This is a genomic window from Rhodococcus sp. NPDC057135 (genome assembly GCF_042670865.1).
Lineage (GTDB): Bacteria > Actinomycetota > Actinomycetes > Mycobacteriales > Mycobacteriaceae > Rhodococcus_F.
In genome coordinates, this window is record NZ_JBHUUU010000022.1 from 1 (window position 1) to 25,384 (window position 25,384).

The window sequence follows — 25,384 nt, forward strand, 5'->3', positions numbered from 1 at the left end:
GAGGATGTCCTCCCACGGACGCGCCGCTGCGGCCTTTCGCACGCTCTCGGTGTGACCGGCCAGAGGGCTGAACATGATTCCGGGAGCGGCGTCGAGACGCCGCTCCCGGACGATCAGATGTGCTGCCAGGTCACGATTGGTCCACTCCCCACACAGCGTCGGAGCATCGGGGCCGAATTCGACCATGCTGTCCACCAGGGCGAGTCGTTCGTCATGAGCGAAGGTCACCTTCGCCAAAGTACTCGAACCGGACCGGGTTCGAGCGCAAGCGACCTGCTGTGCCGATCTACGGAACCGCGATGACCGTCGGAATGATCATCGGACGGCGGCGGTACTTGTCCGCGACCCAGCGTCCGACGACGCGGCGCACGGACTGCGCGATGCGATGAGCGTCGATGACGCCTTCGCTCGCCAACCGTGCCAGGTCCGATTCCACGAGATCCGCGGCGGCCTTGAGGGCTGTCGGATCGTCGGAGAAACCGCGGCCGGACACCTCGGGAGTGCTGACCGCGCGACCCGTCGACTCGTTGATGACGATGGTGATGGCGATGAAGCCGCCCTCACCGAGCACCAGGCGATCGGAAAGCGTCGGCTCACCGACGTCACCGACGGACAGACCGTCGACGTAGACGTGTCCGACCGGTACCCGTCCGACGATCTCGGCGAGTCCGTCGACCATGTCGACCACGACGCCGTCCTCGGCCAATACGATGCGCTCTTCCGGAACGCCGGTGGCCTTGGCAAGTGCGGCGTTGGCACGCAGGTGGCGCCATTCACCGTGAACAGGCATGGCATTGGTGGGCCGAACCGCGTTGTAGAGGTAGAGCAACTCACCGGCGGACGCGTGGCCCGAGACGTGAACCTTGGCGCTCTGCTGCGTCACGACGGTGGCACCGCGCTTGGCCAAACCGTTGACCACGGCGAAAACGGAGTTCTCGTTGCCCGGGATCAGCGAGGACGCGAGAACGACCAAGTCGTTGGCGCGAATGTTGATCTGGCGGTGTTCGCCTCGTGCCATCCGCGAGAGCGCTGCCAACGGCTCGCCCTGCGAACCCGTGGAGATCAGAACCAGACGATCGTCGGGAAGTGTCGCGGCGGTGTCGATGTCGACGACCAGGCCGTCGGGCACCGTGAGGTAGCCGAGATCCTGTGCGATCTGCATGTTGCGGACCATCGAGCGGCCGACGAAGACGATGCGGCGGTTGTACCGAGCGGCAACGTCGACGACTTGCTGGATGCGGTGCACGTGGCTGGCGAACGATGCGACGATGACGCGCTGCTTCGCCTTGCCGATGACGTTGTCGAGCACTCCCCCGATTTCACGCTCGGGCGTGACGAATCCCGGGACCTCGGCGTTGGTCGAGTCCACGAGGAACAAGTCGACACCCTCGTCGCCCAGGCGGGAGAAACCGGCGAGGTCGGTCAGGCGGCCGTCGAGAGGCAGCTGATCGAGCTTGATGTCACCGGTGTGCAGTACGACGCCGGCGTCGGTGCGAATCGCGATCGCGAGGGCGTCGGGAATCGAGTGGTTGACGGCGAAGTACTCGCAGTCGAACGGGCCGTGGGTGGTGGTGTTTCCTTCGACGACCTCGACGAGGTTCGGTCGCAGGCGATGCTCGCGGCACTTGGCGGCAACGAGGGCGAGAGTGAACTTCGCGCCGATGACCGGAATGTCCGCGCGCAGGCGCAGCAAGAACGGCAGAGCACCGATGTGGTCCTCGTGTCCGTGAGTCAAGATGACGGCTTCGACGTCGTCCATACGGTCTTCGATGTAGCGGAAGTCCGGGAGGATCAGGTCGACGCCAGGCTGCTGGTCCTCGGGAAACAGCACACCGCAGTCGACGATCAGCAGCTTGCCGCGGTGCTCGAACACAGTCATGTTGCGACCGATTTCACCGATGCCGCCGAGAGCGACGATGCGCAGACCTGATGCCGGCGCCTTCGGGGGTGTTCCGAGTCGACCCGTGGGATCGACGGCCGGACGGTTCTCGGGGCGCTTGTTTCCGCGCCCGTTGCCCGCCTTCGACGCTGCCGGACGGTTGCCGCCGGAAGACTTGCGCGGCGACCTGTCTTCGGTCGACTTCTTGGGTGCAGCAGATTTGGTGGCAGCGGACTTGGTCGCTGCAGACTTCGTCGCTGCGGATTTGGTTGCTGCGGCCTTCTTGGGCGGGGCGGCTGCGGCGGGGGCCGCTTCTGCCGCCGGCGCAGCTGGTGCCTCTACCGGTGCGGCCTTCGCGGCCGTTTCGGGAGCCGGAGGCGAAGGCGGACCGGCTTGACGACTGGCACTACGACGTCGGGGGGGACGGGTCATTTACAAAACTCCTGCCGCATGCAGATCGGCGGCAAGACCGTCGATCTGCTCTTTAGTGGGTGCAACCTGCGGAAGGCGTGGTTCTCCGACATCGATTCCGATGAGTCGCAGACCCGCCTTCGAAGCGCTGACACCGCCGAGGCGGGCAACGGAACGAATCACAGGGATCAAACTGAGGTTTATCTCGCGGGCGCGGGCGATGTCGCCGGACACGAACGCGGTGTGAAGGTCGCGGAGGCGACCCGGAACAAGATGGCCGATGACGCTGACGAAGCCGGTAGCACCGACAGCGAGCCACGGCAGGTTCAGCGGGTCGTCACCGGAGAAGAACTGAAGTTCGGTGGTGCCGATCAACTCTGCGCCGGCGTTGAGGTCGCCCTTGGCGTCCTTGACAGCCTTGATCCGCGGGTGCTCGGCGAGTCGACGGATCGTCTCGGTCTCGATGGGGACGACGGAGCGGGGCGGAATGTCGTACAACATGACGGGCAGGTCGGTCGCGTTGGCGACGGCGGTGAAGTGTGCAAAAAGTCCGGCCTGGGGCGGACGCGAGTAGTACGGGGTGACGACGAGCAGACCGTGCGCTCCGGCGCGAGCCGCGTCACGGGCGAGTTCGACACTGTGGGCGGTGTCGTTGCTGCCGGCGCCTGCGACGATCTTCGCGCGGTTGCCGACGGCGTCGATCACCGCGCGGAGCAGGTCGAGCTTCTCGGACTCGGTGGTGGTGGGAGATTCACCGGTGGTACCGGCAAGGACAAGGCCGTCGCAGCCGTTGTCGACGAGATGGGCTGCGAGGCGCACTCCCGCGTCGACGTCCAACTTCCCGTCGGCAGTGAACGGGGTCACCATCGCAACGGAAATGGTGCCGAACGGACGCTCGACAAGAGAAGCGGAATCACCGTAGGTCATGGTCAGAAGGTTACCCGGTTCAGCTCTTACTTCTGCACACGAGTCACGACTCGGCCGCAAATGCACTGACGGCGATTTCCGATCCGTCGCTTCCGCGGAGAATCTCGTAGTCCCCGAACACATTTGGCGCGACGTCGCGAAGCTGACGCAGGCACTCGACCGCGACTCGCCGGATCTCGACATCCGCATGTTCGGTGGCACGCATCTCGACGAAGTGCCGCCAGGCCCGATAGTTCCCGGTCACGACCAAGCGAGTCTCGGTGGCGTTGGGCAGCACCGAGCGCGCAGCTTGCCTGGCTTGCTTCCCTCGCATCGGGGCGCCGGGCACCGATTGCAGTTTCCCTTCGAGGGCGGTGAGCAGTTCACCGTAAGCGCGACGGCTTTCGTCGGTGGCCGACAGAAACAGTGCTTCGAGTTCGGGATCGCCTTCGACAGCCGGAGGTACGACGACGTTCGCATCGTTCTCGCGGACGAATCGCTGCGAGAGTTGCGAGTACGAGAAGTGCCGGTGACGAATCAATTCATGAGTGCACGAGCGCGAGATACCGGTGATGTAGAAGCTCACGGTTGCATGCTCGAGCACTGAAACGTGTCCGACCTCGAGCAGGTGCCTCAGGTAGCCGGCGTTGGTTGCCGTGCGCGGGTTCGGCTTGGACCAACTCTGATAGCAGGCTCGACCGGAGAACTCGACAAGTGCTTCGCCGCCGTCGGCGTCCGTCTCCCACGGAATGTCCTCGGGCGGGAAGAACTCGGACTTCGCCACCAACTGCACCTTCAGCGACACCGTGTTCGGCACAACCCACTCCTCGACAAGCACGAAACAACCAGCACGAAACCCGGACGCTGTTCGCCTCAGGTGCGGGGCAACTCTATAGCGGTCGACCGCCCTCCAGATCGAGTGACGTCACAAGTATCCTTGACTGACGTCACTTTTGACGCCACTCTGGTGTCATGGACATTTCGGAGTACACCGCAAAGCTGCAGAACGACCTCGTCACCGCAGCCGAACTCGGCGACGATCACACGCGCCGGATTGCGGCGTCGCTGTCCGCCGCCATCGAACCCTCGGTCCGCCTGGTCTTGCTGGCCGCGGCAACTGAGCTGGCCAAGGAGATCGGGGCGAAACTCGGCGATCGAGAGGTCAAGGTCAATCTCGACGGCAGCGAGTTGCTGGTCGATGTCGTTCGCCCGCCCGGTTCGACTGGCGGCGAGGCCGCAGACAACGAGAAGGCAGACGACGAGAAGAAGGACTCCACCTACTCGTTCGACGACGTCAGCGGGGATATCAGCCGAGTGACGTTGAGGATGATGGAGCAGATCAAAGCCCGCGCCGAGGAGGCAGCCAATCAGAACGGAGTCTCCCTCAACTCGTGGGTTTCACAGGCCGTACAGGGCGCACTACGGGACCAGATGCGCAAGAACGGCATGGACTAGTTCGACGCCACCCCGATCGCCGAATGATCTAATTGCGCAACTGCAGTAATCACGAACCGTTGCCGCAAGGCGAGAAGGAGCACGTTCATGGCCGTTTCGGGCGTCAAGGAATTCGAGATCAAGGCTGATCCGGCAACGGTGATGCAGGCCGTCGCCGCGGTCGATCGACTGCCGGAGTGGTCGTCTGCGCACAAGAAGATCACCATCGAGAGCACCCACGACGACGGTCGCCCCCATCGCGTTCGCATGGCCGTGTCCATTCTCGGAATCAACGACGAGCAGGTAGTCGACTACACCTTCGAGGGCGACGAGAAGGTGACCTGGACCCTCGTCGAGAGCGGCCAGCAGAACCAGCAGGACGGCTCGTACATCTTGACGCCCACCGACGGTGGAACCAAAGTCACCTTCGAATTGACCATCGATCCCAAGATCCCGCTGCCGGGTTTCCTGGTGAAGAAGGCACAGAAGACGGCCCTGGAAACGGCAAGTAAGGGCCTGACGAAGTTCGTCGAAAACTTCTGAGCGCACACGCAATTCAGGCGGCCCTTACTTCGGCGTTCATCGCCGGGTAGGGGCCGTTTGCTGTGAAGCCGAGCTGCGATTTCGCGGAAGTTCTTGCCGATGTTGAAGATTCGCCGGTAGCCGGGGACTGCCCGGAGTAACGTCGGCCGCGTGTCCGCCGAGACCGCAGAGCCCAACTCCATGGCACCCGTGCGCATCCTCGTCTACAGCGACGACGCGCACACGCGCGAGCAAGTCCGGCTCGCTCTCGGCGAGCGTCCACATCCCTCGATGCCCACCATCGATTACATCGAGGTCGCGACGGCGCCGATCGTCGTCGACAAGCTCGATGCCGGCGGAATCGATCTCGCCATCCTCGACGGCGAGGCCAGTCCGGCCGGCGGCATGGGCGTGGCGAAACAACTCAAGGACGAGATCGCCGACTGTCCACCGATCCTCGTACTGACCGGTCGACCCGACGATGCATGGCTGGCGTCGTGGTCGAGAGCGGAAGCCTCAGTGCCGCAGCCGATAGATCCGATCGAACTCGCTTCCACCGTCATCGCGCTTCTCCGTCGGCAACTGAGCCGGTGAGCACCCGTTGCAGCGGTGATTCGTTGCGGCGCCGACTACTTCGGACTTTCGAGAGCGAAACTCGGCACCCCGAAAATCAACCCAATGTCGGAGGCCTCCCCTAGTGTGGGTGTCGCAGGTCACATAAGTATCGAATTGCTGGCAGTATCGAAATCGAACGGCACCTTCGGGTTAACGGCACCTTCGGGCTAGGCGGACATCCGCACAGCAGAGAGGAGTTCGGGTGACATGAACGCTTACATCCCCATTCTCGTTCTCGGGGTCATCGCGATGGCCTTCGCCGTGGTGTCGGTTGTTCTCGCGTCCGTGGTCGGCCCGAAGCGGTACAACAGGGCAAAGCTCGAAGCTTACGAATGCGGAATCGAACCGGCACCCCGCGCCTCTGGTGGCGGCCGGTTTCCCGTCAAGTTCTATCTGACGGCGATGCTGTTCATCATCTTCGACATCGAGATCGTCTTCCTCTATCCGTGGGCCGTGCACTTCGATTCGCTCGGCTTGTTCGGTCTCGCGGCCATGGGCCTTTTCATAGTCAACGTCTCGGTGGCATACGCATACGAATGGCGACGAGGCGGTCTCGGTTGGGACTAGCTGGACGAAGACACGATCAACACAAAGAAATCAGACAAAACCGGTCATACCGAAGCTGTTACGACTGAAAAGAGTCGGATATGGGTCTCGAAGAAAAGCTCCCCAGCGGATTTCTACTGACAACGGTCGAAGGCCTTGCCGGGTACGTCCGCAAAGGATCACTGTGGCCTGCCACCTTCGGGCTCGCGTGCTGCGCCATCGAGATGATGGCAACCACCTCCGGCCGCTTCGATCTGGCACGGTTCGGCATGGAGGCCTTCCGTGCGTCGCCGCGCCAGGCAGACCTTCTGATCGTGGCCGGGAGGGTCAGTCAAAAGATGGGCCCGGTGCTTCGTCAGGTCTACGACCAGATGGCCGAGCCGAAATGGGTTCTGGCCATGGGTGTGTGCGCGTCTTCCGGCGGAATGTTCAACAACTACGCAGTGGTACAGGGCGTCGACCACATCGTTCCGGTCGACATCTACTTGCCCGGCTGTCCGCCGCGGCCGGAGATGCTCCTCAATGCGATCATCGAGCTGCACCGGAAGATTCAGGAGATGCCCCTCGGCGTCAACCGCGAAGAGGCTCGCGCGGCAGCCGAGCGCGCCGCACTGGCATCCACCCCCACCATCGACATGAAGGGGTTGCTGCGATGACCTCGGGCAACACCGGCGCGAGAGGGATGTTCGGGGTCCGCGGCAGTGGCGACACCTCGGGCTACAGTCGTCTTGCCCCTCCGATCTCTGTAGAAGACAAGGCTTCTCGACCGTTCGGTGGATACTTCGACGAGGTTGCAGACTCCTTGGACGCCACATTGCGCAGCGCGGGCGACACTTTCACTGACGCAATCGAGCGAGTAACGGTTTTTCGAGACGAGATGACGCTGCACGTCGAACGGTCTCACCTCCCGCAGGTTGCGCGCAGACTGCGCGACGAACCGGATCTTCGCTTCGAACTCTGCCTGGGTGTCGACGGAGTGCACTACCCGCAGGACACCGGTCGCGAACTCCACGCCGTGTATCCACTCGCCTCCATTACGCACAATCGCCGGATCAGGCTGGAAGTGTCTGTGCCGGATTCCGATCCGCACATTCCGTCGATCGTCGGGATCTACCCGACCAACGACTGGCACGAACGTGAGACCTACGACTTCTTCGGAATCGTCTTCGACGGTCACCCGGCACTGACCCGCATCGAGATGCCCGACGACTGGAAAGGCCACCCGCAGCGGAAGGACTATCCGCTCGGCGGTATTCCGGTCGAGTACAAGGGCGCCCAGACTCCGCCACCCGACGAGCGTAGGTCGTACAACTGATGAACAACACGACAGGAAGCAGCGCCGGCGCTACGAAGGAAACCATCGTGACGGCGTCCGGTCAGGACTGGGACGACATCGTCACCGCGGCCGCCCGGCAGCGAACCGGCGAGGCCGAACGGATCGTGGTCAACATGGGCCCGCAGCATCCGTCCACGCACGGCGTCTTGCGCCTCATTCTCGAAATCGAGGGTGAGACCGTCGTGGAAGCACGATGTGGAATCGGCTACCTGCACACCGGAATCGAAAAGAATCTCGAATACCGGAACTGGACGCAGGGCGTCACTTTCGTTACTCGGATGGACTACCTGTCACCGTTCTTCAACGAGACCGCCTACTGCCTCGGGGTCGAGAAACTTCTCGACATCACCGACGACATTCCCGAGCGAGCCACCGTCATTCGCGTGATGATGATGGAGCTCAATCGGATCTCTTCACATCTTGTCGCCCTGGCGACCGGCGGAATGGAACTGGGCGCCGTGACGGCGATGCTGTTCGGATTCCGCGAACGCGAACTGATTCTGGACGTGTTCGAGACGATCACCGGACTGCGGATGAATCACGCGTACATCAGGCCCGGCGGTCTCGCGCAAGATCTACCCGACGGCTCGGTGGCGAAGGTACGACAACTGTTGAAAGTCCTTCCGAAGCGGTTGCGCGACGTCGAACTGATGCTCAGCGACAACTCCATCTGGAAGGCCCGCACCCAGGGAATCGGATACCTCGATCTCACCGGTTGCATGGCGCTCGGAGTGACGGGACCGGTCCTGCGCGCCACAGGTCTCCCCCACGATCAGCGTCGAGCGCAGCCCTACTGCGGCTACGAGAATTACGAATTCGATGTCGTCACGCACGACGGATCCGATTGCTACGGAAGGTACGTCATCCGCGTCGAGGAGATGAAGGAGTCCCTCAAGATCGTCGAGCAGTGTCTCGACAAGCTGCAACCGGGGCCGGTCATGGTGGACGACAAGAAGATCGCCTGGCCTGCCGATCTCGCCGTCGGACCTGATGGCCTCGGCAACTCGCAGAAGCACATCGCCAAGATCATGGAGTCGTCCATGGAGGGTCTGATTCACCATTTCAAACTGGTCACCGAAGGCATCCGCGTGCCGCCCGGTCAGGTGTACGTCGCCGTGGAATCTCCGCGTGGCGAACTGGGGGTGCACATGGTCAGCGACGGGGGAACCCGGCCGTACCGCGTCCATTTCCGGGATCCGTCGTTCACAAACCTTCAAGCGGTAGCGGCGATGTGTGAGGGAGGCATGGTGTCCGACGTGATCGCTTCGGTCGCCAGTATCGATCCCGTCATGGGCGGAGTGGACCGATGACCGGCCCGAAGGGTTCGTCACGGGTGTTCGTCGAACTCGGACCGCGACCGGAGGAACCCACTCAATTGGTACGCCCAGGCGCACGGTCGAGCTATCCCCCCGACGTACTCGCCCGACTCGACGCCGATGCCGACACCGTCATCGCTCGTTATCGCGAGCCTGACGCCGCTGCGATAACCAGTCGATCGGCCCTCCTGCCGCTCCTTCATCTCGTGCAATCGGAGGACGGGTACATCACGCCGGCCGGGATCGATTTCTGCAGTGCCAAGCTAGGTTTGACGGGCGCTGAGGTCGCCGCCGTTTCCACTTTCTACTCCATGTATCGCCGTGGTCCGACGGGAGAGTATCTGGTCGGAGTCTGCACCAACACGCTGTGCGCGATCATGGGCGGTGACGACATCCTCGCGGCACTCGAAGAGCACCTGGGCTCGGCAGGCTCCAGGGACGAAGGCGGACACACCATCTCGACGTCCGACGGCAAGATCACCCTCGAACACATCGAGTGCAATGCGGCGTGCGACTACGCGCCCGTCGTGATGATCAACTGGGAGTTCTTCGACAATCAGACTCCGGAATCGGCGCGCTCACTTGTCGATGCGTTACGCGCCGGAGAGCGCGTGACGCCCAGTCGCGGTGCGACGCTGTGTTCGTTCCGACAGACCGCGCGCACCCTGGCCGGTTTCCCGGATACGCGAATCGAAGCGGCCGAAGCGCAGACCGTCGGCGGGGCAACTCTTGCCGGACTGCGTGTCAGCCGATCTCTCGACGACAACCGACCAGGCCCGGCTTCCGCGGTCGACGCTCCCGGCGAAGGGAAGTGACATGACACTCGCCCCCGTTCTGAGTCGTCACTGGGATCAACCGAACTCGTGGACCCTCGACAGCTACCTTCGTCACGACGGCTACCAGGCCCTACGCACAGCACTCGACGGCTCCCCCGATGCCGTGATCGAGACGGTCAAGGACGCGGGCCTTCGTGGGCGCGGTGGCGCCGGCTTCCCGACGGGCCTCAAGTGGAGCTTCATCCCGCAGGTCTCCGAAGACACGCCCGGAGACGGCAAACCTCATTACCTCGTCGTCAATGCCGACGAGTCCGAGCCTGGCACATGCAAGGACATGCCGTTGATGATGGCGACTCCCCACACGTTGGTGGAGGGAGTGATCATCGCGGCGTACGCAATTCGAGCAGCCAAGGCGTTCATCTACGTCAGGGGCGAGGTAGTCCCTGTCCTGCGACGCCTACAGACTGCTGTGGCCGAGGCCTACGCGGCCGGATATCTGGGCCGAAACATCCTCGGTTCGGGATTCGATCTGGATCTCGTCGTTCACGCCGGAGCCGGCGCGTATATCTGTGGGGAGGAGACAGCCCTTCTCGATTCCCTGGAGGGGCGGCGCGGTCAGCCTCGATTGCGGCCGCCGTTCCCCGCTGTCGCAGGCCTCTACGCCTGCCCGACCGTCGTCAACAACGTCGAGTCCATCGCGAGTGTTCCGTCGATCGTCCTCGGCGGTCCGGAGTGGTTCCGGTCGATGGGAAGTGAGAAGTCACCGGGATTCACGCTGTACTCGCTCTCGGGTCATGTCACCACTCCCGGCCAGTACGAGGCGCCGCTCGGCATCACCTTGCGAGAGCTTCTCGACTACGCGGGTGGCGTTCGGGCCGGACATACCCTCAAGTTCTGGACTCCCGGCGGATCCTCGACACCGATCTTCACCGAGGAACACCTCGATGTCCCACTCGACTACGAGGGCGTCGGCGCCGCGGGATCGATGCTGGGCACCAAGGCACTGCAGATATTCGACGACACAACCTGCATCGTGCGCGCGGTGTTGCGATGGACCGAGTTCTACGCCCACGAATCCTGCGGTAAGTGCACGCCGTGCCGGGAAGGCACGTACTGGCTGGTGCAGATCCTGCGGCGACTCGAAGGCGGAACAGGAACCGAAGCCGATCTCACCAAACTTCTCGACATCTCCGACACGATCCTCGGAAAGTCCTTCTGCGCGTTAGGTGATGGAGCGACCAGCCCGATCATGTCCTCACTGAAGTACTTCCGCGAGGAATACGTCGCGCATTTCGACGGCAACGGATGCCCGTTCGATCCTCGCCGGTCCGTTCTCGCGACAGGAGCGTTCGTCTCATGACTGCAGCCGACGCTACCAAGGCCGACACGGCACCGCCTACTGATCTGGTCACCCTCACTATCGACGGCCGAGAACTTCAGGTTCCCAAGGGCACGTTGATCATTCGCGCTGCAGAGATGATCGGCACCCAGATTCCGCGGTTCTGCGATCATCCCCTTCTGGATCCGGTCGGGGCGTGCCGCCAGTGCATCGTGGAGGTCGAAGGTCAACGCAAGCCGGTGGCGTCCTGCACGACACCGGTTGCGGACGGAATGGTCGTCACCACGCAACTCACGTCGCCGGTGGCCGAGAAGGCGCAGCGGGGGGTGATGGAACTCCTGCTCATCAACCACCCGTTGGACTGCCCCGTGTGCGACAAGGGCGGCGAGTGCCCGCTCCAGAACCAGGCGATGTCGACCGGTCGCACGGAATCGCGGTTCGGTGAGGAGAAACGGACCTACCCCAAACCCATCCCACTCTCGTCCGAGATCCTCCTCGACCGCGAGCGTTGTGTCCTCTGTGCCAGGTGCACAAGGTTTTCGGGCCAGATTGCCGGCGACCCGTTCATCGATCTCCTCGAGCGCGGTGCACTTCAACAGGTCGGGATCTACGCCAACGAGCCTTTCGAGTCCTACTTCTCGGGCAACACCATTCAGGTTTGCCCGGTCGGTGCACTCACCAGCACGGCATACCGATTCCGGGCGCGACCGTTCGATCTGGTGTCCAGCCCCAGCGTGTGCGAGCACTGCGCGGACGGATGTGCCCAGCGCACGGACCACCGTCGCGGCAAGGTTCTTCGTCGTCTCGCCGGGGACGACCCCGACGTCAACGAGGAGTGGAATTGCGACAAGGGACGTTTCGCTTTCACGTACACGACCCAAGGCGATCGGATCACCACCCCCCTGATCCGCAACGCTGACGGCGAATTGATTCCGGCGTCGTGGCCCATGGCACTCGACCTCGTTGCGCGAACCTTCGCACAGGCCCACGGCGACGCGGGCGTACTCGTCGGTGGACGCTCGACCTGGGAGGACGCATACGCCTACAGCAAGTTCGCGCGAGTTGCTCTCGCTACCAACAACATCGACTTCCGGATCCGCGCTCACTCAGCCGAAGAGACCAGCTTTCTCTCAGCTCACGTCGCGGGGCGCACACTCGAAGAGTCGGTGACGTACCAAGATCTCGAATCAGCTCCGGCCGCGTTGCTGGTCGCTCTCGAGCCGGAGGAGGAGTCACCGATCATTTTCCTGCGGCTACGCAAAGCCGCTCGTTTCGGCAAGACAACAGTGCTCGCCAGCGCGCCGTTCGCTACGCGAGGCCTGCAGAAGATGGGCGGCGGTCTGCTTCGGACCGTACCCGGAAGTGAAGCAGCTCTGATGGATTCGTTGGCAGGCCCTGGAAGTGTGGAGGGTCAGCTCCTCCGACAACCCGGCGCAGTGATCCTGCTGGGCGAACGACTCAGTGAGGTGGCGGGCGGCTTCTCGGCGGCGGTACGTCTCGCCGAAGCGACGGGAGCTTCCCTGGCTTGGGTCCCACGCCGCGCTGGTGATCGCGGCGCCGTCGAAGCCGGCGCGTTGCCGGGATTGCTTCCCGGTGGACGCCCCATTGCCGACCCGGTGGCACGTCAAGAGGTGGAATCGGTGTGGGACGCCTCCGTCCCGGCCTCCGACGGTCGCGATGTCTCCAGCCTCCTGGGTTCAGGACGGTCGACCGCGGCGCTTCTTGTCGGCGGCGTGGAGTTGGGTGATCTCCCGAACCCGGCAAAGGCACGAGCCGCGATCGAAGCCGCAGGGTTCGTGGTGAGTTTGGAGATCCGTCACAGCGAAATCACCGAACTCGCCGACGTCGTCTTCCCCGTGGCGCCGGTCGCCGAGAAGCCCGGAACCTTCCTCGACTGGGAAGGCCGCGAGCGCGTGTTCGACACCGCATTGAGAACGACAGGAGTAATGCCAGATCAGCGCGTCCTTCACGCGATCGCAGCCGAGATGGGTATCGACCTGGGCTTGCCCGACGCAGCGTCCGCGCGCGCAGAGATACGCCGCCTCGGACCATGGGCCGGATTGCGCACCACTTCACCTCAGGTACCCGCAGGCACCGTGCCCACACCGGCGCCAGGCGAGGCGGTGTTGTCGAGTTGGCGGATGTTGCTCGACAACGGCCGTTTGCAGGACGGCGAGCCCAACCTGGCCGGTACTGCACGGCCCCCGCTCGTACGTTTGTCGGCCGAAACCGCGGCCGAGATCGACGCCGTGAGCGGCGATCAGGTTGCCGTATCGACTGAATCCGGCGTCGTCACATTGCCGTTGGAGATCACCGAGCTACCGCCTCGAACAGTCTGGTTGCCGCTCAATTCACCGGGTAGCACCGTCTACGAAACGCTCTGCGCCTCCGTGGGGTCCGTGGTGAGGATCGCGAAGGTGACGGCGCAATGACTGGCTACGAGTACTTCGCGAACGCCGATACCGTCGCCGCTCCGGTCGACCTGTCGGCGTTCGGGCACGACCCGTGGTGGTTGGTGATCGGCAAGGCTCTCGCCATCTTCGTGTTCCTCGTACTCACTCCGCTGGTGGCGATCTACGCGGAACGAAAAGTTATGGCGCGTATGCAGATGCGTGTCGGACCGAACCGCGTCGGCCCCCGCGGAATGCTCCAGAGTCTCGCCGACGGAATCAAACTCGCCCTCAAGGAAGGCATCACTCCTACCGGAGCCGACAAACCGATTTACCTCCTCGCGCCCGTCATCGCAGTCGTGCCCGCGTTCATGGCTTTCGCCGTCATTCCGTTCGGTCCGCAGGTGTCGATCTTCGGAACCCTCTCACCCCTGCAACTGACCGATCTGCCGGTCGGAGTTCTCTACATCCTCGCCGTGACCTCGATCGGTGTGTACGGCATCGTGCTTGCCGGCTGGTCCTCGGGATCGACATATCCACTACTGGGCGCACTTCGATCGACCGCGCAGGTCATCTCCTACGAGGTAGCGATGGGACTGTCCTTCGCCGCAGTCTTCCTCTACGCCGGAACGATGTCCACGTCCGGAATCGTCAGTGCCCAACAAGGTGCCTGGTACGTCTTTCTCCTCCTGCCGTCTTTCCTGATCTACGTGACAGCGATGGTCGGCGAAACCAACAGAGCGCCCTTCGACCTTCCGGAGGCCGAGGGCGAACTGGTAGGTGGGTTCCACACCGAGTACTCCTCACTCAAGTTCGCGATGTTCATGCTCGCCGAGTACGTGAACATGGTGACGGTGTCCGCTCTGGCCACGACGCTGTTTCTGGGCGGGTGGCATGCACCATTCCCATTCAACCTGTGGGACGGAGCCAATTCCGGTTGGTGGCCCGTGCTGTGGTTTGTCGCCAAGGTGTGGGGCTTCCTCTTCGTATTCATCTGGTTGCGCAGCACCCTTCCGAGGTTGCGCTACGACCAGTTCATGAATCTCGGCTGGAAGATTCTCATCCCCGCAGCCTTGGCGTGGGTGATGGTGATCGCGACTGTTCGCGCCTTCCGCAACGAGGGTTACAACACGTGGCTCGTACTGCTCTGCGTCGCACTGGTTCTCGGAGCTGCGCTGCTCATGGTGTTGGCCGGAACCTACCGGGGCCGTCGCCGAACCGCGGCGTTGGTGCCCGATCCGGGGACTCGGCCTTTCGATGCGATGTCGGGCGGCTTCCCGGTTCCACCCCTACCTGGTCAAACGCTGCCGACCCGAAAACTACCGGGGCAGAACGTGCCACCGCCGCGGCGGACAGATGTTTCCGACACATCGGAGGACTCCCATGCCTGATTTCCTCGGACCTATCGCGGGTTTCGGAGTGACGCTCTCGACAATGTTCAAGAAGCCCGAGACAGAGTTCTATCCGGAGGAAAAGCGCCCCACCGCGCCCGGATATCACGGTCGCCACCAACTCAACCGGTATGCGGACGGACTCGAGAAGTGCATCGGGTGCGAACTGTGCGCGTGGGCCTGCCCCGCCGACGCAATCTACGTCGAAGGTGCTGACAACACCGAAGAAGAACGGTTCTCCCCCGGTGAGCGTTACGGGCGGGTGTATCAGATCAACTACCTGCGGTGCATCGGCTGTGGCCTCTGCGTCGAGGCTTGCCCCACTCGGGCCCTCACGATGACCAACGAGTACGAGATGACCGACGACAACCGAGCCGGGTTGATCTACGAGAAGGACCGCCTCCTCGCACCATTGAAGCCCGACATGACAGCACCACCACACGCGCTGCGTCCCGGCACAACTCAGGACGACTACTACCGCGGCGACATCGCAGCAGCTGCCGAGCAAGCAGCACCCGAGCAAGCAGCACCCGAACCGGAGCCGAGCCAGGAGACCGAGAAATGATCGCGGCGGTCACGACCACGATCCTGGCGGAGGGAACGATGACTTCGACCTCCACCGGCGAAGCGGTGCAGTTCTGGATCCTCGGAACCTTGGCGGTGATCAGCGCTTTGGGTGTCGTCGCCGCTCCCAAAGCCGTCTATTCTGCACTCTTCCTTGCAATGACGATGATCATCCTGGCCGTGTTCTACATCGTGCAGGGCGCACTGTTCCTGGGCGTCGTCCAGATCGTCGTCTACACCGGCGCAGTGATGATGTTGTTCTTGTTCGTCTTGATGCTGGTGGGCGTGGATTCTTCGGATTCCTTGATCGAAACTCTACGGGGACAACGGGTCAGCGCGATCGTGATCGGCGTCGGATTCGGGCTGCTGCTCATCGGTGGCCTCGGTAATGCGTCGATCTCGGGCTTCACCGGCTTCACCGGACTCGAGCAGGGCAACATCGACGAACTCGCCGATCTCATTTTCATCCGCTACGTCTGGGCCTTCGAACTGACGGGCGCACTACTGATCACGGCGACACTCGGCGCCATGATGCTCGCGCATCGGGAGAAGATCGGAGCCACACTCAGCCAACGCGAACTCTCTCAGCAGCGGTTCGCGTACCTGGGTAGCGACGAGAACAATCCCGAAAAAGGCTCGGCCACTCCACTCCCGAGCCCCGGTGTGTACGCACGACACAACGCGGTGGACATGCCGGCTCTGTTGCCGGACGGATCGTACTCGACACTCTCCGTCAGCAGCGCGCTCACTCCGCGATCCCCGGATCCGAGTACCGGTGAGGAGTCTGCGCGATGAATCCCGAGAATTACCTGTATCTGTCGGTCCTGTTGTTCACCATCGGGGCTGCGGGAGTCCTCCTGCGACGCAACGCCATCGTGGTGTTCATGTGCATCGAGCTGATGCTCAACGCCGCCAATCTGGCGTTCGTGACTTTCGCGCGTATGCACGGCAATCTCGACGGCCAGATTTTCGCTTTCTTCACGATGGTGGTCGCTGCAGCCGAAGTTGTCGTCGGCCTGGCAATCATCATGATCATCTTCCGATCTCGGCATTCTGTATCCGTCGACGACGCAGACCTGCTGAAGTACTGACATGTCAGGAGGAATCACGTCCGCCATCTGGTTGCTCCCCGCCCTGCCGCTGTGCGGCGCCGCTGTTCTTTTGCTGGCCGGTCGCCGCACGAACGTGTGGGGTCACCTGCTCGCCTGCGTCATGGCTCTCGCGTCGTTCGTCGTGGCAGTAGTATTTTTCATCGCGATGCTCGGCCGCGACACCGCCGACCGCACCGTTACCGAGCACCTGTTCAGTTGGGTCCCGGTCGACAGTCTTCAAGTCGAGTTCGGACTACAGCTGGACCAACTGTCGATGTGTTTCGTCCTGCTCATCACGGGTGTGGGTTCGCTGATCCACATCTACTCCGTCGGCTACATGGCGCACGACCCCGAGCGTCGTAAGTTCTTCGCGTACCTCAATCTATTCCTGGCAGCGATGCTGCTCCTGGTGCTCGCCGACAATTTCCTCGGACTCTACGTCGGCTGGGAAGGCGTCGGTCTGGCGTCGTACCTGCTCATCGGATTCTGGCAGCACAAGCCATCGGCGGCGACCGCGGCGAAGAAAGCATTTGTCGTCAATCGTGTCGGCGACATCGGCTTGATGATCGCAATGATGTTGATGTTCAGCACATTCGGATCGCTCTCGTTCAGCAATGTCTTCGGCGACGCATCGGGCGCAAGCGAATGTGTCCTGACGGCGATCGGTCTGATGCTCCTCCTCGCTGCGTGCGCGAAGTCGGCGCAGGTGCCGCTGCAGTCGTGGCTCGGCGACGCGATGGAGGGCCCCACCCCTGTATCGGCGCTGATCCACGCCGCCACGATGGTCACTGCCGGTGTGTACCTGATCGTGCGCTCGAATCCGATCTTCGATCTCGCACCCGACGCTCAGCTCGTGGTTGTCATCGTCGGTGCAGTGACGCTCTTGTTCGGTGCGATCATCGGCTGCGCGAAAGACGACATCAAGAAAGCGCTCGCCGCATCGACCATGAGTCAGATCGGATACATGGTCCTGGCCGCGGGTCTCGGGCCGGCCGGGTATGCCTTCGCGATTTTGCACCTCGTCACCCACGGATTCTTCAAGGCGGGTCTGTTCCTCGGCGCAGGTTCGGTGATGCACGCGATGAACGACGAAACCGACATGCGGCGCTACGGCGGACTCCGAGCGTTCATGCCACTGACTTTTGTCACCTTCGGACTCGGTTACCTTGCCATCATCGGTGTTCCGCCGTTCGCAGGGTTCTTCTCCAAGGACAAGATCATCGAAGTTGCGATCGGCGAGGGCGGCGTGAAGGGTGTCGTGCTGGGCCTTGTCACCCTGTTGGGCGCAGCGCTCACTGCCTTCTACATGAGCCGTGTGATGCTGATGACCTTCTTCGGGAAGGCCCGCTGGGAAGACCAGAAACCTCACGAATCTCCCGCGGTGATGACATCTCCGATGATCATCTTGGCGGTGGGGTCCGTCGGGGCCGGCATGCTCCTGACCATCGGGTCCAGCTTGCAGAACTGGCTCGAACCAGTAGTCGGCTCCCATCACGTCGAACCGCCCATACCAGCATGGTCCATCACCGCGCTGGCGCTGCTCGCAGTTGCCGCGGGCGTCGCGATTGCTTACCGCGAGTACGCCACCCGTGAGATTCCACTGGCGCCGCCGACTCCGGCCTCCCCGTTGACCGTTGCGGCTCGCCACGATCTCTACGGCGATGCCTTCAACGAGGCGGTGTTCATGAAGCCCGGTCGACAACTCACCAAGTCGTTGGAAGTGGTCGACACCAAGGGAATAGGCGGCGTGGTGGGCAGCTTTGCGGTGGTAGTCACCGGGTTGTCTGCGCTCACGCGGAAGCTGCAGACCGGGTTTGTTCGCTCGTACGCGCTGGTGATGTTTGTCGGAGCAACACTCGTGGTCGCGACAATGATGGCGGTGACACTGTGGTGATCGAAGCGGCGGTGAGCGACTCTGTGACAAATGCCGGCTTCCCTGCGCTGACGGTGCTCTGGCTGCTTCCGCTCATCGGAGCGGGTGTAGTCCTCGCCTTACCGGCACGGTCGTACCAATTTGCCAAGTCTCTCGCGTTGACTGTGTCCGTGGCGGTCCTGGTGGTCGCCGCCGTTCTCGGAGTTGCGTTCGACCGCGGCGGCGAACAATTTCAGTTTGTCGAAAGCCACAGCTGGATACCGGCTTTCGGTACCAGCTACACACTTGGACTCGACGGGATCGCTCTCGTTCTGGTTCTTCTCACCGCCGTGCTGGTTCCATTACTTCTGATCGCGGGCTGGAATGACGTCCCGGCAGACCCGGCATCACCCAAGAGAATGCCGCACACCTACTTCGCCCTGATCCTTGTTGTCGAGTCCATGGTGATGATTTCGTTCAGCGCCTTGGACATTCTCTTGTTCTACATTTTCTTCGAGGCGATGCTGATACCGATGTATTTCCTCATCGGCGGGTTCGGTGGAGTGGGTAGATCGCGCGCCGCCGTGAAGTTTCTGCTCTACAACCTCCTCGGTGGCCTGGTCATGCTCGCTGCCGTCATCGGTCTGTACGTGGTCACCACTCGCGACGAGAGTCCCTTCACCAGCGGTACTTTCGACTTCCGGGCGATCGCCTCAGCGGCAAGCAGCGGTGAACTCGGCGTGGGCCCCGGGGTGCTCAACGCCTTGTTCCTCGGATTCATGTTCGCGTTCGCGGTGAAAGCACCTCTCTGGCCGTTGCACAGTTGGTTGCCCGACTCCGCGGTGGAATCGACTCCGTCGACAGCGGTGTTGATGATGGCGGTCGTGGACAAGGTGGGCACCTTCGCGATGATTCGGTACTGCCTTCAACTGTTCCCGGAGTCGTCGTCGACTTTTGCACCGTGGATCATCACGCTCGCCGTGATCGGGATCGTCTACGGGGCGATACTGGCGATCGCGCAAACAGACGTGATGAGACTGATCGCCTACACGTCGATCTCACACTTCGGCTTCATCATTCTCGGAATCTTCGCGATGACCAGCCAGAGCCAGGCGGGTTCCGCGCTGTACATGGTCAATCACGGAGTCTCCACTGCGGCACTGTTCTTGATCGCGGGATTCCTCGTCTCACAGCGAGGTACTCGATCGATCGCAGCGTACGGCGGCGTCCAGAAAGTCGCACCCGTCCTGGCAGGCACATTCCTCGTAGCGGGGTTGGCAACGCTGTCGCTGCCGGGTCTGGCTCCGTTCATCAGTGAGTTCCTGGTGCTGATCGGAACGTACTCGCGCTACCACGTGGCCGCTATCGCAGCCACCGCCGCGCTCGTGCTGTCCGCGATCTACATCCTCTGGCTCTATCAGCGCATGATGGGCGGACCCGTGAAGGAAGGGCAGGGAACGATCCGCGACCTCGCTCGACGCGAACTCGTGGTGGTCGCCCCTCTGATCGCTCTCCTGCTGCTACTGGGCATCTACCCCAAGCCTGCCTTGGACGTCATCACTCCTGCAGTGAGTCACACAGCGGTCGACGAGGCGCCGCCCCCACTCGTCGCCGACCACGAAGGAGGTGCCCACAAATGAGTTCCTTCAACGACGTGACCGTCCTCGGCTCAACCGGCACGGCGTCACCCAGTGTCGAATACAGCCTGCTCTCGCCGATGTTGATCGTGTTCGGTGTTGCGATTGTGGGCGTACTCATCGAGGCATTTGCACCCCGGCGTTTTCGATACCCCGTGCAACTCGTCCTCGGTGTCGCAGGATTGGCGGCCGCATTCGTGGCAGTGCTTCTGCTCGCCGGCACGCGGTCGACGGCGATGATGGGTTCTGTAGCGGTCGACGGTCCGACGCTCTTCCTGCAGGCGACGATCCTTCTCGTGTCGATCCCCGCAGTACTGCTGATCGCCGAGCGAGGCTCGGGCAACACCGCCGAGGTGATCGCGCAACACGACGCGCTCGGCAGTTTCACCCCTCAAGCGTCGAGCGTCCCGGGAAGTGTTGCGGAACAAGAAGCGGTCAAGGTCGGTATCGCCCAGACCGAGGTCTTTCCACTCACGCTGTTTGCAGTCGGCGGCATGCTCCTCTTTCCCGCTTCGAACGATCTCTTGACGATGTTCGTTGCGCTCGAGGTGTTCTCACTGCCTCTGTATCTCCTGTGCGGTCTGGCGCGTCGACGTCGTCTGCTCTCCCAGGAAGCCGCGCTCAAGTACTTTCTCCTCGGGGCATTTTCGTCGGCGTTCTTCGTTTTCGGAATCGCGTTGCTGTACGGCTATGCCGGGACGGTCACACTCTCCGGTATCGCCGACGCAGCACGCATCGGGTCGGGTACCGACGCCTTCCTGTGGCTCGGGACAGCACTCGTGGCCGTGGGACTACTGTTCAAAGTCGGTGCGGTGCCGTTCCATTCGTGGATTCCCGACGTCTATCAAGGGGCACCGACGCCGATCACCAGTTTCATGGCGACTGCGACCAAGATCGCCGCCTTCGGTGCCATCCTTCGTGTCTTCTATGTGGCTCTGCCCAACGAATACGTGAACTGGCGTCCACTGATGTGGGCGGTCGCGATACTCACGATGGTTGTCGGATCGATCGTCGCTGTGACGCAAACCGACATGAAGCGGATGCTCGCGTATTCGGCCATCGCGCACACCGGATTCATTCTGACCGCTGTGGTTGCGGATTCGGACGCCGGCCTGGCCTCGGCGATGTTCTACCTTCTGGCTTACGGATTCAGCACCGTGGGCGCGTTCGCCGTCGTGAGCCTGGTTCGGGACGCAGACGGTGAGGTCGCGACGCTCTCGCGCTGGGCCGGATTGGGCCGGCGCTCACCACTGGTCGGGGTTGTGTTTGCAATGTTCCTGTTGGCTTTCGCCGGGATCCCGTTGACCAGTGGGTTCATCGGAAAGTTCGCCGTGTTCAGCGCGGCCGCCGAGGGTGGCGCCGCACCTCTCGTGATCGTCGGCGTCCTGTGCAGCGCGATCGCCGCGTACTTCTACGTGCGAGTGATCGTGTTGATGTTCTTCACCGAATCGGCCGCAGACGCTCCGACCGTCGTGGTGCCGAGTGCACTGACCAGCAGTGTGATCGGCCTCGGCGCCGGTGTCACGCTCATCCTCGGCATACTCCCCCAGCCGGCGCTCGACCTCGCCGAGCGTGCAGCGGACTTCCTACACTGAGCCGATGCGTGAATCTGATTGCGACGCCGGACTGCCGAGCACCATCCGGTCGCCATGGTTCGTGGGGTTTTCAGCGGTAGCGATTGTCCATCTGATCCTCAATGCCGCTGATGCTGCGCCCTGGGACGGGATCACCAAGGTCATGCTCGCTCCGATTCTGGCTGCCTGGGTTGTCGCCCGACGCGGACCTCGAATTGTGGCTGCGGCACTGATTGCCTGTGCTTTCGGAGATTTGTTCCTGATCTGGGAGACCACGTTTGTCATCGGGATGGCAGCCTTCGCGATCGGTCACCTCTGCTTCATCCGATTCTTTCTCTCACACGGTGCTCTTCGGGAGATACGAAGGCGGCCATGGTTTCTGTGCGCTTACACCGTCGCTGGAATCGCTCTTGTGTCGTACACCTGGACCGGTCTCGAACCTGAACTTCGAATTGCCGTCCCCGTGTACGCCGCAATCCTGGTGGGAACTGCATCAACCGCACTGGCGTACAACACGATCACCGGTATCGGCGGCGCTCTCTTCCTCGTCTCCGACGCCTTGATCCTGCTCGGTCAGGCGAACAAGTGGCAGCCCGCCGCTGCGGGCATCTGGATCATGACGCTGTACATCCTCGCTCTGTTGCTTCTGACAGTCGGAGTTCTCGGCCGGAGTAATACGACAAACCGTCCATTAGCTCAGAGACTGTAAGGATCAGCAACCAGCTGGACATCTCTTCATATGACCCCGAAATCCGAGGAACAGCCGCCGCCGAGAGACGAAGAGCGGTTCAATGCCCTGTGGGACGCCTACGCCGATCGTGTGTTCGCGTACACCTACCGCCACGTCGATCATCACAGCGCGCAGGAAGTTGTCGCCGAGACTTTCCTCGTAGCCTGGCGACGCTTGGACGAAGTGCCCGAGCAGGCACTGCCGTGGCTGTTGGTGGTGGCTCGAAACACCGTGAACAACAACCGTCGCAGCGTTCGGCGCCTTGACGCGCTCACCGAGAAGATGGGACGCATCGAGCAGATTGCGGCATCGACGCCGGGCGCCGACGTCACTGTCACCGAACGCACGGAACTGCTCGAAGCACTGGCAACACTCACCGTCACCGAACGTGAAGCCCTGCTCCTAACTGCCTGGGACGGATTGACCGCCACCGAAGCCGCGCGGGTCTCCGGGTGTTCGGTTCCGGCCATGCATGTTCGTCTCTTTCGCGCTCGGCGTCGATTGCGCGCCGGGTTGACTTCAGAATCCGTCACCGTAATCCCGATGAACACCGCCCGACCTTGCGCTGCCGCCGAACACGGGAGTACCCCATGAGCAAAGATCTGCTGACCACGCTCGAGAAGCTGCGGCCGAGCGATTCGGTATCCGTCGAACTCTGGCCCGCGAACGTCCAAAATGCCGTCCGAACCCGAATCATGGCTACCGAAAACAACATTGGGGCAACCAAAGCTCCGCGCCGCCGAGTCAGTGTCATCGTTCTCGTCGCAGCGATCTGCGCTGCGGGAGTGGCGGGCTGCACTGCTGCCACGGTGATGATGCCGAAACCGTTCACCGACATGTACTCGGGTTGGCAGACCATGCCGGGAACCTACGGCGGAATCGATCCGTCCACCGCCGAGCGGGTCGGGTCCATCCCCGGACCTGACGGATCTCTGTTCAGCGTCTTCGTTGCCCACGGCGCCAATGGCTGGAGGTGCGTCGCCCCGGTCTTCGAATCTGCCGAAGATCTCGATCAGCGAGCACCCTCCGATTTCAGCCACCTTGGAGACAGTTGCTTTCCTGCTGCAGATCCCGATATGTACCCGGAGGAGGCGTCACCATTCGCACTAGGAGGCGGAGCCGGCATCATGGTTGCCGGTCCACACGAGGCAACCTACGACGCAGGGGCGGGAGGTGCTGTCCGAGCCGAACTCCACACCGCTGACGGCAAGATCTATCCGACTGTTCTTGCCGAAGACCGCTTCTACGGTTGGATTCCCTTGTCGCTCATTTCCCCGCGACCAACCATCGTCGGATATGCCGCAGACGGGACGGTCGTCGGCACCAGGTGAGCTGTCGGTACCCTCGGAAGATGACTGCACAGGCCCCGAACGAGCGCACCCCCAGCCAGTGGGAAGAGATCACTGCAGCCGACTCGACGCATTCCACACGATATGTCGAGCGTTTCCGTTCCATGAGGGCGGACGGCAAGGACATTGTCGGGGAAGCACGTTTGATCGACGCGATGCTCGGACGCGGGGGTCGGGTTCTCGATGCAGGGTGCGGGCCGGGCCGACTCGGCGGTTACCTGCACGACGTCGGTCACGTGGTTGTCGGAGTCGATGTCGACCCGGTTCTCATCGCTGCCGCGGAGGAGGACCATCCCGGCCCGACGTGGCTTGTCGGCGATCTCGCCGAACTCGATCTGCCGGCCCGCGGTGTCGAGGCAGATTTCGACGTCATCGTGTCGGCAGGCAACGTGGTGGCGTTTCTCGCGCCGTCCACCAGGCAAGCAGTATTGTCAGGATTTGCTCGTCATCTCGCTCCGAGCGGCCGAGTGGTCATCGGATTCGGTGCCGGCCGTGGCTACGAGTTCCCCGAGTTTCTCGCCGACGCGGCCGCGAGTGGCCTCGAGGCTGATCTGCTGCTCTCCACGTGGGATCTGCGCCCGTTCAAGGACAATTCCGGATTCCTCGTCGCGGTGTTCTCGCGCTTCTAGCCCGGCAATTGCCTTCCGGCCTGCAACCCGTCACGCTGCGATCAACTCACCTTGATCGCAATCATGGCGATTGTTGTTCACTACGAACACAATTGGATCAATGCGGGTGTGGCCGAGCGGCAAGGCAGCGGTCTGCAAAACCGTCCACGCAGGTTCGACTCCTGCCATCCGCTCCCATTGAGATTCCGCCTTTCGTTACGGAGCCACCACGGTATCGCCGCCGCGCTTTCGTGACATTGCTTCCGCTCGAGCGGAACCATTGTCCTCGAAACCTCACACCACCAAGATGCTTGCATGCCCCCGGAGCACCATGGTTCCGTTCGCGTCGCAGAACGTCCCGGTCGATGCACGAACTGCACGCATCCCGCACCGTCGCTGGAGCGTGGGTGGATCGAGCGCTGCCTCAGGTTCGCACCGCAGCCCGCTCGGTGCGCAGAATTACTGGCAATGGACCACTACACCGGAGCGATGGAATTCTGCCGGTGCCGACATCCGTTCCACGGATCCTGATCGCTGCCGGATCGTCGAGGTCCGCTGTCGAGCCGAGTCCCTCGGCGCCCCGGCTCGACAGCGGATCTCACACCTGAATCAGCTCAGCGAGCTCAGCAGCGGCTCGAGAAGCTTGTAGAGCTCGAAGATGCCGATGATCGTCGAAATGGAACCCATGGTGATCCTCCGTAATTCGTGAACTTTCCGTGACGTCGCGTCACAGGCAGAAAGCTAACAAACCCGGCATTCAAACGGGGGCCTTGGATGTGTCCGGCAGATGAACTCCCTGCTCGCAGAATCATTTTGGTGACCAGCGTCATGCTTGTCGAGAAATGAGCCCGATCGTCACATCACCTGACACCGACCGACCGCGACAGCGAACTTCGCCCGTCGTGGTCTCGCGATACCTGGCGCCACTTCCGCCCCATTCGACTCTTGCTTTGTGCGCTGACTCCGACTACATTTCTCAACAATAACGATACGCGTAACGAAATACCAAGACGCTCTACTGCACTGCCCGATATAACCAGTGCCACAACCCTTCCGGACTCTTGGTGGGGTGGCGCTTCGTCGCGTCCAGATGCTCCTCACTCCCCGATCGAAAGAGA

General features: G+C 62.4%; 25 protein-coding genes and 1 tRNA gene. 22 read left to right on the plus strand and 4 right to left on the minus strand.

Features of this window, described 5'->3' with window-relative positions:
- From ACFT1A_RS28955 to thyX, 4 genes are all read right to left on the minus strand, one after another.
- A partial coding sequence (locus tag ACFT1A_RS28955; RefSeq protein ID WP_378449808.1) for a maleylpyruvate isomerase N-terminal domain-containing protein occupies positions 1-228 on the minus strand: 228 nt, incomplete at its 3' end.
- A 58-nt stretch (positions 229-286) separates the two neighbouring features.
- Positions 287-2,311 carry a ribonuclease J gene (locus tag ACFT1A_RS28960; RefSeq protein WP_378449809.1) on the minus strand — a complete coding sequence of 675 codons (2,025 nt, stop codon included), beginning with the start codon at positions 2,309-2,311 and terminating at the stop codon, positions 287-289.
- The gene (dapA, locus tag ACFT1A_RS28965; RefSeq protein WP_003942142.1) at positions 2,312-3,217 is read right to left on the minus strand and encodes a 4-hydroxy-tetrahydrodipicolinate synthase; all 906 of its coding nucleotides are present in this window, start codon (positions 3,215-3,217) and stop codon (positions 2,312-2,314) included.
- Positions 3,218-3,260: 43 nt separating this feature from the next.
- Positions 3,261-4,013, minus strand: a complete 753-nt coding sequence (thyX, locus tag ACFT1A_RS28970; RefSeq protein WP_095970584.1) for an FAD-dependent thymidylate synthase — start codon at positions 4,011-4,013, stop codon at positions 3,261-3,263.
- 155 nt (positions 4,014-4,168) lie between these two features.
- On the opposite strand from thyX, the gene ACFT1A_RS28975 reads away from it, so the two are divergent.
- From ACFT1A_RS28975 to ACFT1A_RS29080, 22 genes are all read left to right on the plus strand, one after another.
- Positions 4,169-4,651, plus strand: coding sequence for a toxin-antitoxin system HicB family antitoxin (locus tag ACFT1A_RS28975; RefSeq protein WP_378449810.1), 483 nt, complete (start codon positions 4,169-4,171; stop codon positions 4,649-4,651).
- Between the two features lie 87 nt (positions 4,652-4,738).
- Positions 4,739-5,173 (plus strand): SRPBCC family protein, encoded by a 435-nt coding sequence (locus ACFT1A_RS28980; protein WP_378449811.1) that lies wholly within the window; start codon positions 4,739-4,741, stop codon positions 5,171-5,173.
- A 180-nt stretch (positions 5,174-5,353) separates the two neighbouring features.
- Positions 5,354-5,746, plus strand: coding sequence for a hypothetical protein (locus ACFT1A_RS28985; protein WP_378449866.1), 393 nt, complete (start codon positions 5,354-5,356; stop codon positions 5,744-5,746).
- 228 nt (positions 5,747-5,974) lie between these two features.
- Positions 5,975-6,334 (plus strand): NADH-quinone oxidoreductase subunit A, encoded by a 360-nt coding sequence (locus tag ACFT1A_RS28990; RefSeq protein ID WP_378449812.1) that lies wholly within the window; start codon positions 5,975-5,977, stop codon positions 6,332-6,334.
- An 80-nt stretch (positions 6,335-6,414) separates the two neighbouring features.
- Complete coding sequence (locus ACFT1A_RS28995) at positions 6,415-6,969, plus strand: NADH-quinone oxidoreductase subunit B family protein (protein WP_095970587.1); 555 nt, start codon at positions 6,415-6,417, stop codon at positions 6,967-6,969.
- A complete protein-coding gene (locus ACFT1A_RS29000; RefSeq protein WP_378449813.1) occupies positions 6,966-7,628 on the plus strand; it encodes an NADH-quinone oxidoreductase subunit C in 663 nt (220 codons plus the stop codon). The genes ACFT1A_RS28995 and ACFT1A_RS29000 overlap by 4 nt, the downstream gene beginning before the upstream one ends.
- On the plus strand, positions 7,628-8,959 hold the full coding sequence (nuoD, locus tag ACFT1A_RS29005) for an NADH dehydrogenase (quinone) subunit D (RefSeq protein ID WP_378449814.1): 1,332 nt from the start codon (positions 7,628-7,630) through the stop codon (positions 8,957-8,959). The genes ACFT1A_RS29000 and nuoD overlap by 1 nt, the downstream gene beginning before the upstream one ends.
- Complete coding sequence (gene nuoE / locus ACFT1A_RS29010) at positions 8,956-9,780, plus strand: NADH-quinone oxidoreductase subunit NuoE (RefSeq protein ID WP_378449815.1); 825 nt, start codon at positions 8,956-8,958, stop codon at positions 9,778-9,780. Before nuoD ends, nuoE begins: the two co-directional genes overlap by 4 nt.
- A 1-nt stretch (position 9,781) precedes the next feature.
- Complete coding sequence (gene nuoF, locus ACFT1A_RS29015) at positions 9,782-11,101, plus strand: NADH-quinone oxidoreductase subunit NuoF (RefSeq protein ID WP_378449816.1); 1,320 nt, start codon at positions 9,782-9,784, stop codon at positions 11,099-11,101.
- Positions 11,098-13,512, plus strand: a complete 2,415-nt coding sequence (locus tag ACFT1A_RS29020; RefSeq protein WP_378449817.1) for an NADH-quinone oxidoreductase subunit G — start codon at positions 11,098-11,100, stop codon at positions 13,510-13,512. The genes nuoF and ACFT1A_RS29020 overlap by 4 nt, the downstream gene beginning before the upstream one ends.
- Positions 13,509-14,861, plus strand: a complete 1,353-nt coding sequence (gene nuoH, locus ACFT1A_RS29025; RefSeq protein WP_378449818.1) for an NADH-quinone oxidoreductase subunit NuoH — start codon at positions 13,509-13,511, stop codon at positions 14,859-14,861. Before ACFT1A_RS29020 ends, nuoH begins: the two co-directional genes overlap by 4 nt.
- The gene (gene nuoI, locus ACFT1A_RS29030; RefSeq protein ID WP_378449819.1) at positions 14,854-15,426 is read left to right on the plus strand and encodes an NADH-quinone oxidoreductase subunit NuoI; all 573 of its coding nucleotides are present in this window, start codon (positions 14,854-14,856) and stop codon (positions 15,424-15,426) included. The genes nuoH and nuoI overlap by 8 nt, the downstream gene beginning before the upstream one ends.
- Positions 15,423-16,220, plus strand: coding sequence for an NADH-quinone oxidoreductase subunit J (locus ACFT1A_RS29035; protein WP_378449820.1), 798 nt, complete (start codon positions 15,423-15,425; stop codon positions 16,218-16,220). The genes nuoI and ACFT1A_RS29035 overlap by 4 nt, the downstream gene beginning before the upstream one ends.
- Entirely contained in the window at positions 16,217-16,516 is a 300-nt protein-coding gene (nuoK, locus tag ACFT1A_RS29040) for an NADH-quinone oxidoreductase subunit NuoK (protein WP_378449821.1), read from the plus strand. Before ACFT1A_RS29035 ends, nuoK begins: the two co-directional genes overlap by 4 nt.
- Position 16,517: 1 nt before the next feature.
- Positions 16,518-18,410 (plus strand): NADH-quinone oxidoreductase subunit L, encoded by a 1,893-nt coding sequence (gene nuoL, locus ACFT1A_RS29045; protein ID WP_378449822.1) that lies wholly within the window; start codon positions 16,518-16,520, stop codon positions 18,408-18,410.
- Positions 18,404-20,008, plus strand: a complete 1,605-nt coding sequence (locus tag ACFT1A_RS29050) for an NADH-quinone oxidoreductase subunit M (protein WP_378449823.1) — start codon at positions 18,404-18,406, stop codon at positions 20,006-20,008. The genes nuoL and ACFT1A_RS29050 overlap by 7 nt, the downstream gene beginning before the upstream one ends.
- On the plus strand, positions 20,005-21,600 hold the full coding sequence (gene nuoN / locus ACFT1A_RS29055) for an NADH-quinone oxidoreductase subunit NuoN (RefSeq protein ID WP_378449824.1): 1,596 nt from the start codon (positions 20,005-20,007) through the stop codon (positions 21,598-21,600). The genes ACFT1A_RS29050 and nuoN overlap by 4 nt, the downstream gene beginning before the upstream one ends.
- 4 nt (positions 21,601-21,604) lie before the next feature.
- Positions 21,605-22,288 (plus strand): lysoplasmalogenase family protein, encoded by a 684-nt coding sequence (locus tag ACFT1A_RS29060; RefSeq protein WP_378449825.1) that lies wholly within the window; start codon positions 21,605-21,607, stop codon positions 22,286-22,288.
- A 30-nt stretch (positions 22,289-22,318) separates the two neighbouring features.
- Positions 22,319-22,903 carry an RNA polymerase sigma factor gene (locus ACFT1A_RS29065; RefSeq protein WP_378449826.1) on the plus strand — a complete coding sequence of 195 codons (585 nt, stop codon included), beginning with the start codon at positions 22,319-22,321 and terminating at the stop codon, positions 22,901-22,903.
- Complete coding sequence (locus ACFT1A_RS29070; protein ID WP_378449827.1) at positions 22,900-23,640, plus strand: hypothetical protein; 741 nt, start codon at positions 22,900-22,902, stop codon at positions 23,638-23,640. Before ACFT1A_RS29065 ends, ACFT1A_RS29070 begins: the two co-directional genes overlap by 4 nt.
- A gap of 20 nt (positions 23,641-23,660) precedes the next feature.
- On the plus strand, positions 23,661-24,287 hold the full coding sequence (locus ACFT1A_RS29075) for a class I SAM-dependent methyltransferase (protein WP_378449828.1): 627 nt from the start codon (positions 23,661-23,663) through the stop codon (positions 24,285-24,287).
- 102 nt (positions 24,288-24,389) lie between these two features.
- A tRNA-Cys gene (locus tag ACFT1A_RS29080) sits at positions 24,390-24,460 on the plus strand.
- The last annotated feature ends 924 nt before the right edge of the window (positions 24,461-25,384 follow it).

Coding starts and splice junctions, on each gene's coding strand:
- ACFT1A_RS28980 (WP_378449811.1), top strand. CDS start 4,739: ATGGCCGTTTCGGGCGTCAAGGAATTCGAGATCAAGGCTGATCCGGCA.
- ACFT1A_RS29000 (WP_378449813.1), top strand. CDS start 6,966: ATGACCTCGGGCAACACCGGCGCGAGAGGGATGTTCGGGGTCCGCGGC.
- nuoD (WP_378449814.1), top strand. CDS start 7,628: ATGAACAACACGACAGGAAGCAGCGCCGGCGCTACGAAGGAAACCATC.
- ACFT1A_RS29070 (WP_378449827.1), top strand. CDS start 22,900: ATGAGCAAAGATCTGCTGACCACGCTCGAGAAGCTGCGGCCGAGCGAT.
- nuoI (WP_378449819.1), top strand. CDS start 14,854: ATGCCTGATTTCCTCGGACCTATCGCGGGTTTCGGAGTGACGCTCTCG.
- ACFT1A_RS29065 (WP_378449826.1), top strand. CDS start 22,319: ATGACCCCGAAATCCGAGGAACAGCCGCCGCCGAGAGACGAAGAGCGG.
- ACFT1A_RS28995 (WP_095970587.1), top strand. CDS start 6,415: ATGGGTCTCGAAGAAAAGCTCCCCAGCGGATTTCTACTGACAACGGTC.
- ACFT1A_RS28985 (WP_378449866.1), top strand. CDS start 5,354: ATGGCACCCGTGCGCATCCTCGTCTACAGCGACGACGCGCACACGCGC.
- nuoE (WP_378449815.1), top strand. CDS start 8,956: ATGACCGGCCCGAAGGGTTCGTCACGGGTGTTCGTCGAACTCGGACCG.
- nuoH (WP_378449818.1), top strand. CDS start 13,509: ATGACTGGCTACGAGTACTTCGCGAACGCCGATACCGTCGCCGCTCCG.
- nuoF (WP_378449816.1), top strand. CDS start 9,782: ATGACACTCGCCCCCGTTCTGAGTCGTCACTGGGATCAACCGAACTCG.
- nuoK (WP_378449821.1), top strand. CDS start 16,217: ATGAATCCCGAGAATTACCTGTATCTGTCGGTCCTGTTGTTCACCATC.
- ACFT1A_RS29075 (WP_378449828.1), top strand. CDS start 23,661: ATGACTGCACAGGCCCCGAACGAGCGCACCCCCAGCCAGTGGGAAGAG.
- ACFT1A_RS29035 (WP_378449820.1), top strand. CDS start 15,423: ATGATCGCGGCGGTCACGACCACGATCCTGGCGGAGGGAACGATGACT.
- dapA (WP_003942142.1), bottom strand. CDS start 3,217: ATGACCTACGGTGATTCCGCTTCTCTTGTCGAGCGTCCGTTCGGCACC.
- ACFT1A_RS28975 (WP_378449810.1), top strand. CDS start 4,169: ATGGACATTTCGGAGTACACCGCAAAGCTGCAGAACGACCTCGTCACC.
- nuoL (WP_378449822.1), top strand. CDS start 16,518: ATGTCAGGAGGAATCACGTCCGCCATCTGGTTGCTCCCCGCCCTGCCG.
- ACFT1A_RS28990 (WP_378449812.1), top strand. CDS start 5,975: ATGAACGCTTACATCCCCATTCTCGTTCTCGGGGTCATCGCGATGGCC.
- ACFT1A_RS29060 (WP_378449825.1), top strand. CDS start 21,605: ATGCGTGAATCTGATTGCGACGCCGGACTGCCGAGCACCATCCGGTCG.
- ACFT1A_RS29020 (WP_378449817.1), top strand. CDS start 11,098: ATGACTGCAGCCGACGCTACCAAGGCCGACACGGCACCGCCTACTGAT.
- nuoN (WP_378449824.1), top strand. CDS start 20,005: ATGAGTTCCTTCAACGACGTGACCGTCCTCGGCTCAACCGGCACGGCG.
- ACFT1A_RS28960 (WP_378449809.1), bottom strand. CDS start 2,311: ATGACCCGTCCCCCCCGACGTCGTAGTGCCAGTCGTCAAGCCGGTCCG.